The 13,229-nt window shown below is 62.4% G+C and carries 11 protein-coding genes; 4 read left to right on the top strand and 7 right to left on the bottom strand.

Annotation, left to right across the window (positions count from 1 at the left end; all coding sequences use genetic code 11):
* Positions 1-6: 6 nt before the first annotated feature.
* The 6 genes from ESZ53_RS10335 to ESZ53_RS10310 are packed head-to-tail and all read right to left on the bottom strand — an operon-like array spanning position 7 to position 8,202.
* Positions 7-987 (bottom strand): NAD(P)-dependent oxidoreductase, encoded by a 981-nt coding sequence (locus ESZ53_RS10335; RefSeq protein ID WP_129072751.1) that lies wholly within the window; start codon positions 985-987, stop codon positions 7-9.
* A 12-nt stretch (positions 988-999) separates the two neighbouring features.
* A complete protein-coding gene (locus ESZ53_RS10330) occupies positions 1,000-2,733 on the bottom strand; it encodes an FAD-dependent oxidoreductase (RefSeq protein ID WP_129072750.1) in 1,734 nt (577 codons plus the stop codon).
* Entirely contained in the window at positions 2,733-4,265 is a 1,533-nt protein-coding gene (gene gcvPB, locus ESZ53_RS10325; RefSeq protein ID WP_129072749.1) for an aminomethyl-transferring glycine dehydrogenase subunit GcvPB, read from the bottom strand. Before gcvPB ends, ESZ53_RS10330 begins: the two co-directional genes overlap by 1 nt.
* Positions 4,262-5,668: an aminomethyl-transferring glycine dehydrogenase subunit GcvPA gene (gene gcvPA, locus ESZ53_RS10320; RefSeq protein ID WP_129072748.1), complete on the bottom strand. Its 1,407-nt coding sequence runs from the start codon at positions 5,666-5,668 to the stop codon at positions 4,262-4,264. The genes gcvPB and gcvPA overlap by 4 nt, the downstream gene beginning before the upstream one ends.
* Before the next feature lie 22 nt (positions 5,669-5,690).
* Positions 5,691-6,818, bottom strand: coding sequence for an ATP-NAD kinase family protein (locus tag ESZ53_RS10315; RefSeq protein WP_129072747.1), 1,128 nt, complete (start codon positions 6,816-6,818; stop codon positions 5,691-5,693).
* The gene (locus ESZ53_RS10310; protein WP_129072746.1) at positions 6,811-8,202 is read right to left on the bottom strand and encodes an aminotransferase; all 1,392 of its coding nucleotides are present in this window, start codon (positions 8,200-8,202) and stop codon (positions 6,811-6,813) included. Before ESZ53_RS10310 ends, ESZ53_RS10315 begins: the two co-directional genes overlap by 8 nt.
* Positions 8,203-8,336: 134 nt before the next feature.
* On the opposite strand from ESZ53_RS10310, the gene ESZ53_RS10305 reads away from it, so the two are divergent.
* Both ESZ53_RS10305 and ESZ53_RS10300 read left to right on the top strand, forming a co-directional pair.
* The gene (locus ESZ53_RS10305; protein ID WP_129072745.1) at positions 8,337-9,095 is read left to right on the top strand and encodes an SDR family NAD(P)-dependent oxidoreductase; all 759 of its coding nucleotides are present in this window, start codon (positions 8,337-8,339) and stop codon (positions 9,093-9,095) included.
* A complete protein-coding gene (locus ESZ53_RS10300; protein WP_129072744.1) occupies positions 9,092-10,159 on the top strand; it encodes an NADH:flavin oxidoreductase/NADH oxidase in 1,068 nt (355 codons plus the stop codon). The genes ESZ53_RS10305 and ESZ53_RS10300 overlap by 4 nt, the downstream gene beginning before the upstream one ends.
* Before the next feature lie 101 nt (positions 10,160-10,260).
* On the opposite strand, the gene ESZ53_RS10295 is transcribed toward ESZ53_RS10300, so the two are convergent.
* Positions 10,261-11,202, bottom strand: a complete 942-nt coding sequence (locus tag ESZ53_RS10295) for a transporter substrate-binding domain-containing protein (RefSeq protein WP_129072743.1) — start codon at positions 11,200-11,202, stop codon at positions 10,261-10,263.
* A gap of 214 nt (positions 11,203-11,416) precedes the next feature.
* On the opposite strand from ESZ53_RS10295, the gene ESZ53_RS10290 reads away from it, so the two are divergent.
* A complete protein-coding gene (locus ESZ53_RS10290; protein WP_129072742.1) occupies positions 11,417-12,427 on the top strand; it encodes an amino acid ABC transporter permease in 1,011 nt (336 codons plus the stop codon).
* Positions 12,427-13,218: an amino acid ABC transporter ATP-binding protein gene (locus tag ESZ53_RS10285; RefSeq protein WP_129072741.1), complete on the top strand. Its 792-nt coding sequence runs from the start codon at positions 12,427-12,429 to the stop codon at positions 13,216-13,218. Before ESZ53_RS10290 ends, ESZ53_RS10285 begins: the two co-directional genes overlap by 1 nt.
* Positions 13,219-13,229 lie beyond the last annotated feature (11 nt).

The raw sequence follows: 13,229 nt of genomic DNA, 5'->3' as shown, positions 1-13,229 counted from the left end.
CAGTGGTTAACTCAGCCACCGCTCGGCGGCCTTTGCTGATAGCCCACCCGTTGCGCACAGCCAGCCAACGGATGATGCCACGGCTTCTTCTGATGTGAAGCGCGGGCGATAGCCCAATTCGGTCTGCGCGCGTTCGATACTCATGACATGGCTTCGAGTGATGTGCTCGAACGACGTGGATGCTTGCTTGGGTGTCACTCGTTCGCGAAAGCTCTCGAACGGGAGAAAGTCATAGGTGATTTCGTGACCGAAGCGCTGAGAGATCGCCGCCGCCAACCCGCGAAGGTTACTGGCACGCGCCGCAACGGCGTTGAAGACGTCGAAGGCCGGAGCGGTTTCTCGCTCCAGAGCCAACTGAAACACTTGCGCGACATCACTCGCGTGAACGTGGTGAAGCGTTTCGAGCCCGAAGTTCGGCAGCGCTAGCGGTTCGCCGGCGGCGAGCGTCTCCCACACGTCAAGGCCGCCGTGCCCCTGGGGGTTGATGACGGCCCAGCCTGGCCCACAAATCTGGCCCGGGCGGATGACGGTGCTCGGGAGCCCGTCAGGCCGCAGCGACTCCAGGCGTAAGAGTTCTTCAATCGCCGCCTTGAGGACGCCGTAATCGCCCCAGGGCTCACTCACGACGTCTTCATCCGCGGGCACCGCCGACAAGCGACCCTTCACCCAAATTGTGCTGCACATGATGAAGCGCTGAACGCGCCCTCGAAGCCCCTCGACGAGGTGCGCGGCTGACTCCGGAGTGAAGCAGATCATGTCGATGACGACATCGGCGTTCAGCGCCGCAATGTCGTCAGCGAAGCTGCCGGCCGTTTCGCCAGCCTCGCGGTCGACCATGACATGCTCAACCGAATCCCACGCCTCGTGCTGGCGGTAGCGCGGAGTTGCTGTGCGACTCACCGCGACAACATCGTGGCCCGACCCTACAAGCTCGGGAATCAGATAGCCGCCGACGTGTCCCGTCGCTCCAATGACAACAACTCTCACGCGTGCCTCTTTCTACTGTTCGGGTGACGCGATGACAGAAATAGGGGTCGGCTTGAACGGAACCTGCGGGGCAAACCCCGACCGTTCATCCACAGGATTACCGCTTCGCTCTGCGGAAAGAGCCACCACAACCGGACCGCAATAACGCCCCTGACACTTGCCCATGCCCACTCGCGATACTCGCTTGCTGGCACCGGCGCTCGACGTCAGTTCGTCGACGCCGCGCGCTACCGTCTCAAGGCTGAGACTCTCACAGCGGCATACCGTCGTTTCGGGGGTCGCCAGCTCGATCGTGAGTACTGGCGCAGCGAAGACTCGGTTGAGGGAGTTCTGGAACCTCAGGTTGCGCGCCAAGTTTCGGCGAGCAGCACTGAGTTCACTGGCGTGAGCACTCGATGACGCTCCACCGAGCTCGGCGACAATCGAGGAACCGGCGATGATGCCCCGCGCTTGCGCAACCTTTGCACCGTGCACTTGAGCAGAGTCACCAATCACAAACGCCTCCGGCACCGAAGTGCGACCGTCAGCGTCGCGCTCCACCACGAGCGTCTTGAGGGAATCGTCCCAGGAGTGGCGACAGCCGAGCATCCGCGCGATCTCATTCGATGGCAAGAAGCCGTACCCCATGCACACTGCGTCGACGTCGAAGCTGCGCTCGGTGTCCGCGATGGGGGTTCCGTCGGCGCGCAACTGCGCAACGACCGCCCCGGTCACTCCGTTTTCATCGCCGGTCATACGTACGACCGCGCTCCCCGTAATCATCGGAACGCGAGCTCGCGCGAGGGCAAGGCCGTACTTTGCCCCATCGGCAATGAGTCCGGGAGACGAGAACGCCATCGTCGCCACCGAAAGAGCGTTGGTCACCTGTGCCGGACGAGCCAATTCAACAAGCGCGACAACGCGCGCTCCTGCCGCCGCCAGCTCCGCCGCGACCTGCATGTTCAGCGGTCCGTTTCCGGCCACCAACACGCGCTGACCCGGCGAGACCTGATACGACCGAGAGAGCGTTTGGGCGGCTCCCGTCGTCATGACTCCGGGCAGGGTCCAGCCTGGCATCGGAACACCACGCTCGTACGCGCCGGTCGCGAGAACGACGCGCTTGGCCCGAATCACCCACCGTTCTACCGGACTCGCGGCAACGATGTGATCGGGAGCAAACGCTCCCCAGACCTTGGCACGGTCGAGGATGCGCACGCCCGAAGCCCGGGCGCGCTCAATCAGAGCCCGCCCGCGCTGATATTGGCCATCGAGGCGCTGCTCATCAAGGTCGAAGTCTGGCGCAGGCTGCTTGTAATACTGGCCACCCAGTTTGCCGCGCTCATCGAGCAGGATGACATCGAGCCCGCCCTCGGCCGCCACCGCTGCGGCGGCAAGCCCCGATGGGCCAGCACCGATCACGACAACGTCGGGCGTTAGCGTCGACTCCGGAAGGCTCGCACCCTCATCCAAGCTGGGCAGATCGAGCCGCGGCTCAGCAGAGTCGACAACCATGCCATCCATTGCCGGAGTCATGCACGCGAGACTCTCGCCCTTGCCCTCGATCATGACCGTGCACTCAGCGCACACACCCATTCCGCAGAAGACCCCGCGCTTGTCGCCTTCTCGGGCTACCCGCAATGCGGGATCGCCCGCCGCAATCAGCGCCGAGGCTACCGTGTCACCGGCTTGGCCCTCGACCGTTTCCCCGTTGTAGTTGACGGTGATCGCGCGGGGAGCGTCGCCGAACCCCTTGCTATGAATTCGCACTAGTGGTTACCGTTTTTTCGCTGATAAGCGCGCCACGTTGTTGCCCAACGCTCGGGGTCATCAAGCCCCGCTCCGTTCGGACGCGCCACGACCTGATTATGGGGTGAGGTCTTCACGAGCTCGGCATCACTGCGAGCTTCGTCCACGACGTGAGCGAGCACATCGATCCAGTAGTCGATATCTTCAATCGACCACGCTTCGCCGGCTTCCGGGGTGAAGGGCTCGGGAACAATCCACGGTTCGTGGCTCAACCAGTAAGCATCGATGCCGAAGTCAGTCATCCGGTTCTGAATGTCTACCGCCGTCACGCCCGTCTCGGCGGTGATGTCGCCCAGACTAAAGCGCGTCATCTCGAGCCGACGCTTGGTCATTTCGGGGAACGCCTTCGTGATTCCAGGAATCTCGAGGATGCGCTTCTCCATGTAGTTGTTAGTGAGCACCGACAGGTCGGCGGCTTCGCGCAAGCCATTGCCACCCATCGCCTTGAGCCAGGTGTACGCCGCAATAACCTGCGGCACGTTTCCGAGGTATTCCCGGATGCGGCCCAGGCTCGACGGCGACTCGACGAGAGTGTACGTGTCGTCGACCTTCTCGATGCGCGGCCCCGGCAAGAATGGCGCTAGAGCCTCGGAGCATCCGTAGGCGCCGACAGCCGGGCCGCCGCCGCCCTTGGTAACGCCGAAGGTCTTGTGCAGCATGAACATGCACGCATCGAAACCCAGCTCGGCAGCGCGCAAACGAGTCATCACGCCGTTGAAGTTGGCGTGATCGTAGAAGCAGAGCCCGCCCGCTTCATGAACGATGTCGACCCACTCCTTAATCTGGGGGTTGTAGATGCCCATATCGTCGGGGTTGTTGACCATGAGGGCTGCTGTGCGATCACTGACCGCGGCCCGCAGCGCCTCAACCGACGGATATCCATCCTCTTCAACCGGAAGGGTGATGATGTCGAAGCCCGCGGCGGAAGCCGTGGCGGGGCTCGACGGGTGCGACTGAGCAGTGGTGATGATTTCAGTGCGCTGCCCGAGCTCGCCGCGCGAGGCGTGGTACGCGCGAGTGACGGCCGCGTGGGTGAATGCCGCTGCGGCTCCACCGCCGGGTTGGAAGGTGAAGGCCGGCATTCCCGAGAGCGACGTGAGCGCCTGAGAGAACTCATCCACGATCTGAAGAACACCCTGCATCGTCGACGGATCTTGGGCCGGATGCACATCCGCAACATACGGGCGGGCGATGATGCGCTCACTGATGCGGGGGTTGTACTTCATGGTGCAGGTACCGAACAGGCTGATGCCCACCATTCCCATCGTCTGCTGGGAGAGGTGAAGGTAGTGACGAAGAACATCGGGTTCCGACATCTCGGGAAGGCCCGGCGCTTCGGTGCGATGCAACCCGGCAGGAACGAGCCCGGCGGCATCCGCGCTCGCCCACGAGGTGGGCGGTACTGTTCCACGACGGCCGGGGGAACCCATTTCCATGATGACGGGTTCGCTCCAGCGTGCGGCGTGGAAGGGACGAATTTCGCTGCGGGTCATCGCGTGACCGCCTTTCCTAGAGAGCTGATCAATCGCTCGATGTCGTCCTCTGTGTGCACTTCTGTCACACAGTAGAGCGCGCTCTGGCCGAGCTCAGGGAAATCACCGCTGAGGTCTTTCCCGCCGAAGATACCCTCGGCGAGCAGCTTCTCGTTGATGTCGGCGACGGTCAGCCCGGTGCCGGTGAAGTCCACGACGAACTCTTTGAAGAAGCCGGAATCAAAGCGCACGGTGACGCCGTCGATACCGGAGATACGCTTCGCGGTTTCGTGGGCGTTCGAGATGATGGTGCTTCCCACTTCAGTGAATCCCGCAGGACCCATGAGCGCCATGTAGACGGTGTTGCGAATTGCCCACAGGTAGACCGAGTTACCCGTCCAGTCGTTACCTTCTTCGCGTGCACCGTAGGAGCTCTGGCCAAAGAGCGTCAAGCCGAAGGCACGCTCACCGGGAACCAGCGTTTCTGTGATGCTGACCTGCAGCGTGGGAAACTCGCGGGCGTACCGTTCTTCGTCACGGGTCGCGATGAAACCGCCGACTCCACCACCCGCATTAAGAGGAACGCCGAGAGGCTGTGTGGAGCCGATCACGATGTCCGCACCATAGCTGGCGGGCGATGCGACAATTCCGAGGCTGAGCGGATCGGTTCCCACGATCATCTCCGCGCCAACAGCGTGCGCCCGCGCGGTGATTTCGGCCGCTTGAGCTTCGAAAACTCCAAGGTGGTTGGGGGTGTCGATGTAGACGGCAGCAATGGTGTCATCAAGCTGCGCGGCGAGCTGGTCGAGATCGGTGTGGCCGGTCTCGGCATCGTAATCGAGGTCGATAATCTCGAGGGCTCGCGATGACCCCTGAGTACCGCAGTAGCTTTCGATAACGGCACGACGCTCGGGATCGATGGCCTTCGTGACAATGACCCGGTTGCGTCCCGTGAGGCGAGCCGCCATGCGCAATGCGTTGCCACCCGCCGATCCCCAGCTGTAGACCGGGAGGCCCACGAACTCGAGGTCGAGGAGTTCGCCAAGCTGAGACGAGAATTCGAACCACGCCTGGTTGCGTCCGTGGTCAGACGATGGAGTTCCCCACACCGAGGTAAGAAATTCGCTTCGTCCCGCAATTTCATCGCAGACCGCCGGAACATGATGCTGCCAGCTACCGGCACCCAAGAAACTTAGGTTGTCGCGAGTGTTCTTGTTCGCCCGCAGAATGCCATCGACGTGGAGCTCGAGCGTTGCCTCCGACAGAATCCCGTCGGGCAGGGTCTCGCCCTGCGTGCCGTAGTGCTCGGCAGGAATCTGCTCGAACAGCTCCTCAATCGACGAGGCGCCAACCGCGGCGAGCATTCTCTCGTGAATGGCCTCGGTTGAGTTTCCCATATAGGGATGAGGGGTGAGCGGAGTCATTTTCGCTTCCTTCCAGCGGGAACTAGTTGGTGATTCTGAGGACAGTGCTGCGTGTCGGCGACGTGCGGATGCGGCGATACCCGTGCAGTGCAAGGTATGGCTCAGCCCGACCGAGGTCGACGTGAAGTTGAGGGGGTTGCAAGGCATCGATCTTGTTTTGCGCGGCGACGATCACGATGTTCTCCTCGTCGATCAGAGAGAGGACTCGCGGACTGATCTGCTGATTGCCGCGGCCAAGCAAGAACCCTTGCCCGCCGACAACGCCAAGGATGAGAACGCTGCCGGGGTGGGTGGAGACATGCTCGAACAACGTCTCTTCCGAAGCGTCGACCGTGACGAGTGCCCCATTGGCGACGATGTCACAACCGTTGCGCGTGCCCTCGAGCCCTAATGCACTAAGGATGCTGCCCACGGTCGTGCCCGGGCCAAGAATGTAACTGGTGCCCGCCGTCATGCTGGCCGCGATGTCGGCACCGAGCGCCGGGATGTCGGCCTCCGAGCTGTCGGGACGGGCCACCTTCGGGCCTTGAACTCCGGCCGTCGCGTGCGGAACTCGTGCCACCGCAATGTCGCTGATGTCATGCTCCCCCGGGGCGACATCCAGAACTTCAGTCTCGAACGAAACGCGACGCTCGCCGGCGGCGAGATATTCGGCGGCGATCTCACCGGCGCGCTCCGGAGTGCGCGCGAAGACTCCCGAGTGCATCTTCACTCCGCTGGGAGTGCCGAGCACCGTAATTGCTGTTCCGAGCTCAGCCACGATATCGGCCGCTGTTCCGTCGCCACCCGCGAAAAGCACGAGGTCAACGTCGGCATCTCGCATCGAGATCGCAGCAGCACGAGTGTCGGCCGCCGAAGTGGTGTTGCTCGCGACTCCGACGGTGCGTGCCACGGTCAGCCCGCTGGCGCGAACACTGTTCTCGCCCATTGCACCGGCCGCGGCCACGATGTCGATCGCGGCCGGATGCTCGCGTCGCAGCACGGCGAGCGCCCGCTGCATCCGTTCCTCAGCTCCCGGCAACGCGCCGAGGGCGCGCGCCTGTTCAGAAGCATCGCCATCGGTTCCGTGAAGTGCGACCGCTCCACCCATACCGGCGATCGGGTTGACGATAACGCCAACCCGCACCACCGTGGAAAGGGTTTTAGCCAATCAGTCCTTCTTCTTTCACTACGTCGTCGAGTGCCCGTCGGGTTCCCGCGACCATGGCGTCGATTTCTTCTTCCGTGGTGGTGAACGGCGGGGAGAACGAGATCGTGTCGGCGGCAGGAAGGGCACGAGTGATAACGCCGTGCGCCAGGCTGCGCTTGGTGACCTTGGCAGCGAATGCCATGCCGGGGTCGAAGGCCTTCATGGGTGCGGTGCTCTGCACGAACTCCACTGCACCGACGAGACCTTGTCCGCGGATTTCTCCGACGTTCGGATGCCCGGCGAACTCTTCTTGGAGGCGACGGTGCATGTGCGCGCCCACCGTAGCGGCACGCTCGGTGAGGTTCTCGTTCTCGATGATGTCGAGGTTGGTGAGGGCGGCTGCGGCGGCAAGCGGGTGGGCGGAGTAGGTGTAGCCGTGCCCGAATCCTCCGTAGAGGTCCTGTCCGGCCATCACGACGTCCCAGACTTTCGGAGTCACGAGGCAGGCCGAGAGGGGAACGTAGGCCGACGTGATGCCCTTGGCCACGGTGATGAGGTCGGGCTTCATTCCGAAGGCGGTTGTTCCGAAGTCGACGCCGAGACGCCCGAAGCCACACACAACTTCATCCGCGATGAGAAGGACGTCGTACTTGTTCAACACAGCCTGAATCGCCTCGAAGTATCCGGCGGGCGGGATGATGACTCCGCCGGCAGCCTGCATCGGCTCCGCGATGAAGGCGGCAACGGTGTCGGGGCCTTCGGCGAGGATGAGCTCTTCGAGTTCCCGAGCAAGAACGGCAACGAAGTCGGCGTCGGTCATGCCGGGTTCCGCTTCCCACAGACGGTGCGGCGGGCGTACGTGGCGAATCATCGGCAGCGGCAGGTCAAAGCCATCGTGCAGGTTCGTGAGCCCGGTCAATCCCGCGCTCAGTACGGTGACCCCGTGATAGCCCCGGGTGCGGGAGATGATCTTCTTCTTGTTGGGCAGTCCGCGCACGTTGTTGTAGTACCAGACGAGCTTGGCTTGAGTGTCATTGGCATCGGAGCCGCTGTTGCCAAAGAACACGCGAGATACCGGTACAGGCGCCATGTCGGTGAGGCGTTTCGCGAGGCGGGCAGGAAGGTCGGTGCCCATTCCGGAGAACGCGTGATAGTACGGGAGAGTATTGGCCTGCTTGGCGAGCGCTTCGGCCATTTCGGGGCGAGAGTAGCCGATATTGACGCACCACAATCCCGCCATGGCGTCGAGGTATGTTCCGCCAGTGGAGTCCGTCAGGGTGGATCCTGATCCGCTCACGATCGTCAAGGCTGGTCCTGTTGCGTCGAACGACTTCAGCGCCGTGAACGGGTGAAACAGGTTGTGACGATCCATCTCCTGGAGGGAAGCCGTGGACTGGTGCGACATGGGTTGACTCCCTATGGTTTGCTATGCTCAAAAGCAATAAAGTGCGTTCTAAGAACTTAAGTTCGTAATATGAACCTACCAAATCAACGACGGAATCGCGATAGTTGACGATTAAAGCTTCCGCGGAGGAAACCATGGATTATCTCGCAGGCAAGAATATTCTCGTGACCGGCGCCTCGCGCGGCATCGGGGCCAGCATCGCTCGTGAACTGAGTGAGCGCGGCGCGCACGTGATCGCCCAATACAACACCTCTGCTGCCGGCGCAGAAGAGGCCACCGCATCCGCCACCGAGAGACTTCTCGTCTCGGCAGACTTCTCCGACCCAGCGGCGGCGGCTCAGCTTTGGAAGACCGCCGTCGACTGGCACGGCCGTGTGGACGCCGTGGTGTGCAACGCCGCCGTGATGCCCGAGGTGGAGTTCGATGCCCCGGAAGCGGAATGGAACGCCGCCTGGGATCTCGCCCTTCAGGTCAACACTCGCGCACCATCCGACCTGACCCGTCTTGCCACCCAACACCATCTCGAGAACGGCGGCGGCGTCATCGTCGGCATCTCCAGCTGGGCTGCCCAGCGCGGAGCCTCCAGCTCGCGCCTCGTCGGATACTCGGCGTCGAAAGCGGCCTACGCCGCCATGCTCAAGACTGTCGCTCGCGCCTACGCCGCAGAGAACGTGCTCGCGTACCTCATCGCTCCTGGCGTCGTTCAGACCGAGATGAGCCAGACCGCGGCACTGAGTTCTGGCGGAGTCGACCGCATCACCGAGAGCCTCGCGATGAAGGAATGGGTTCCCCCGACGGACATCGCGACTCTGGTGGGCATGCTGTGCGAGGGGCGCCTGCGTCACCTCACCGGCGCCACGCTCGACGTCAACGGCGCGAGCTACGTTCGATGAGCGCCTCAGAGCTCTTCAGCCCCCTCACCATCGGAGACGTCACCTTCTCGAACCGCGCGTGGGTCTCGCCCATGTGCCAATACTCTGCGGGAGCGGATGGCGTGCCGCTCAACTGGCACCTCATTCATCTCGGACAGTTTGCGATGGGAGGAACCGGTCTCATCCTGACCGAGGCAACCTCGGTCAGCCCCGAAGGCCGCTTGTCTCCCCACGACACTGGCCTCTGGAACGACGAGCAGGCGGCCGGCTGGAAACCCATCGTCGACTTTGTTCACGAACAGGGCACTCACATCGGAGTGCAGCTTGTGCATTCCGGCCGCAAGGCATCGACCTCCACGCCGTGGTCGGGCACCGGTTACATCGATCCCGCTGAGGGCGGATGGTCGACGCTCGCCCCGTCGCCGATTGCGTTCTCGACACTTCCCGAACCCCACGAGCTCACGATCCCCGAGATCGAGCGGATCACCGGCGACTTCGTTTCGGCAGCCCAACGAGCACTCGATTGCGGATTCGACGTTGTTGAACTCCACGCGGCCCACGGCTACCTTCTCAATCAGTTCCTGTCACCGCTCTCGAATCAGCGCACCGATGGCTACGGCGGCGACTTCGACGGGCGCACCCGGATGCTCCGCGAAGTCGTGACGGCGGTGCGCGAAGTCTGGGCGCCCGGTCGCCCCCTCTTCGTGCGCGTGTCAGCGACCGACTGGGCTGAGGGCGGCTGGGATATCGACGACACGGTACGGCTTTCTGTCGTGTTGAAAGATCTTGGCGTCGACCTCATCGATTGTTCAACGGGGGGCATTGTGCGCACGTCGATCCCGATCGGTGCGGGGTACCAGGTGCCGTTCGCTGCCCAGGTGAAGGCTGGCTCCGGAATCACCACCTCTGCCGTCGGCCTCATCACCGACGCCACTCAGGCCGAGACGATCATTCGCTCCGGCCAGGCCGACGCTGTCATGCTCGGTCGGGCCGTGCTGCGCGACCCGCACTGGGTCAACGTCGCGGCCGAACAGCTCGGGGCCGAGCCGCGCTGGCCGAATCAGTACGCCGCCGCCCGGGGCTAGTCGGCCACCTTCGTCACGCTTAACAGCGAAGGTCCCCGCACTGCGACAGTTGTCGCGGTGCGGGGACCTTCGTGTGTGTGGCGTATTCGAGCGAGAGTTCCTTACAGCGCGGGGTTCGCTACTGCTTCGTCAACCAAGCCGAAGTCGATGTCCCAGAAGCCGAGAATCTTCTCGTAGGAGCCGTCTTCGATCAGCTTGTTGACCGCGGCGGTGATCACCTCGGTCATTCCGGAGTCCTTACCCACAGCAACACCTTCGAGGTTCGGCTGGTAGTCGAGCGCCTGAATCTCGAATCCATCAGCGCTGCCACCATCACGCAGCAGCCAGGAGAGCTGGCCCTTTGCGGTCATGAAGGCATCGATGCGGTCGGAGGATACGGCGAGCAACGCCGCACCCTGCTGCGGGAACGAGTCAACGGAAGGCGCTTCTGCGCCAGCGCTCTCGCACGTGGCAATGATTTCGTCGAGCTGGATTAGGAACGCGGAACCCGCGAGCGCTCCAATACGCAGCCCACAGAGCTCGTCGGGGGCGCCGATGCTGAGACCAGAGCCTTCTTTCGTGATGACGCCGGTGGTGCTCTCGTGCACGGCAACAATGTCGACGACCGCGAGACGTTCTTCGGTCACGATGATCGACGCCCAGGAGGTGTCGTAACGCCCGTTCTCGATACCGGGGATGAAGGTGTCGAAGGCTCCCGAAACCTCGGCGTCGTACTCAAGGCCGAGCACGGCAGCCGTGGCGCGAGCAAGGTCGGGGCCCCAGCCGGCGAGTTCGTCGTTCTCGTCAAGGAAGGTGTCTGCCGGAGCGTTGTCGTATTGGATGGCCGTCAACTTGCCGGATTCTGCGACAGCTTCGGGCAGCATTGCCGCGAGGTCCGCATCCTTGGTGATCATGACGCCAGCGACTTCGGTGCCCTCTGAGCTGTTTCCGGCATCCGTATCGGAATCGGAATCACTCGAGCAGGCGACCAGGGAAACGGCAAGCGCGGCGGATGCGGCGACGGCCACAATGCGGCGGTGCGTTTGGGGGGTGAGCTTCTTCATAACTGTGGGGCTCCTTCGCTGTAACAAGAATTGTTCGCTTAGCGTGCAAGTGTTCACCAAGCGTGCGGAGGTGTCAATAACCCGGGACACGCTTCTGGCTACGATTGTGTAAAGTTTTCGAACACTTGGTCACTAAGCGCACAAACCCCTATGATGGATAAATTGCCGGTCACCACGTCACGTGCGACCGAGAATCGACAAGACGGGACGCCCCATGGGAACGAAAGAGACCGTAGAGAGGGAACCCGAGCGGGGCCCCCTCACCACTCAGCTGCAACTCGGCATCCTCCCCTCGGGCAAGAAAGTCAAGGCTGCTCGAAGCGGGCGGTCCACTCTCTCCACCATCGGCGGCTGGGCGCTGCGCATCTTCGTCGTTCTCGTCATTCTCGAAATCATTTCGAAGTTTCTCACCGCCGACGCCATGCGATGGGATGTCGTCTGGTCCTACCTCTTTAGCGAGAAAGTCATCAGCGGCGTAGGCCTCACCCTCTTCCTCACGGTTGTCGCGATGGTGCTCGGCTGCGTCATCGGCCTCCTACTCGCGCTCATGAAGATCTCCAATAGCCTCCTGTTGAACGTGACAGCCGACGGCTACATTTGGCTCTTTCGCGGAACACCTCTGCTCGTGCAATTGCTGTTCTGGTACAACCTCGCAAGCTTCCTCCCGACGCTGAGCTTCGGCATCCCCTTCGGTCCCCAGTTTCTCGAAGTCGAAACCAACTCTGTCGTCACGGCAATGGTTGCCGCGATGCTCGGTCTCGGGCTCAATGAGGGCGCCTACATGTCGGAGATCTTCCGCGCCGGCATCCAATCGGTCGATCATGGCCAGACCGAGGCAGCAGCAGCGTTAGGCATGTCGCGCCGCCGCGCCATGAACCGCATCGTGCTCCCCCAGGCCATGCGCGTCATCGTTCCCCCGACGGGCAACCAGGTCATCTCGATGCTCAAAGGAACCAGCCTCGTGAGCATCGTCGCCATTAGCGAACTCCTCTATACCGTGCAGGTCATTTACGCCCGTACCTTCGAAACCATTCCCCTGCTCGTCGTGGCCTGCATCTGGTACCTCTTCCTCACCACCGTTCTTTCGATCGGTCAGCACTACATCGAGAAGCACTACGCCAAGGGTGCCAACCGCAACGTGCCCGACTCGTACCTCACCAAATTCAAGAACTTGTTTGGCCCATCCGCCCGTCAAGAATTTGCTACCCAGGAGCCCGTGCGCTGATGAACACCGATACAGAACCCATCATCGAGATTCAGCGCCTGTCGAAGCACTACGGCAAGCTTCAGGTCTTGCGTGAAGTAGACCTTGATGTTTTTCCCGGTGAAGTCGTCTGCATCATTGGCCCTTCCGGCTCGGGAAAGAGCACGCTACTGCGCTGCGTGAACCACCTCGAGAAGCCGGACGGTGGGGTCGTGCGCCTCGAGGGCGACCCGGTCGGCGTGCGCGAGTCTCGCGGCCATCTCGTCGAACTCTCGCCCGCCGAACTCGCAAGCCAACGCGTTGACATCGGCATGGTGTTCCAGAGCTTCAATCTCTTCGGGCACATGACGGTGCTCGAGAACATCATCGAGGCACCCATGCAGGTGCTTGGAACGAGCCGCGCCGACGCCACGAAGCACGCCCTACAGCTGCTGGAGTGGGTGCGACTCGAAGGCAAGGAGAACACCTACCCTCGTCAGCTTTCCGGCGGACAGCAACAGCGTGCAGCTATAGCTCGCGCACTGGCCATGCGGCCGAAAGTGATGCTCTTCGACGAGCCGACCTCTGCTCTCGACCCCGAGACAGTTGGCGAAGTGCTCTCGATCATGCGCCGGCTCGCGACCGAAGGCCTCACGATGATGGTTGTTACTCATGAGATCGACTTTGCCAACGACGTCGCGGACCGCGTTGTTTTCATGGATGGCGGCTCGATCATCGAGATGGGAAAGCCGGCAGATGTTCTCGGTCACCCCAAGGAGGAACGCACGCAGCAGTTCCTCTCGCGCATCCTCAAGACCAACACCACGTCGTAGCAGCAGCAGCG

Source organism: Salinibacterium sp. UTAS2018 (assembly GCF_004118935.1).
Classification (GTDB): Bacteria; Actinomycetota; Actinomycetes; order Actinomycetales; family Microbacteriaceae; genus Rhodoglobus.
Note: the sequence above shows the minus strand (reverse complement) of the source record. Positions and strands in the feature narration are given on the sequence as shown.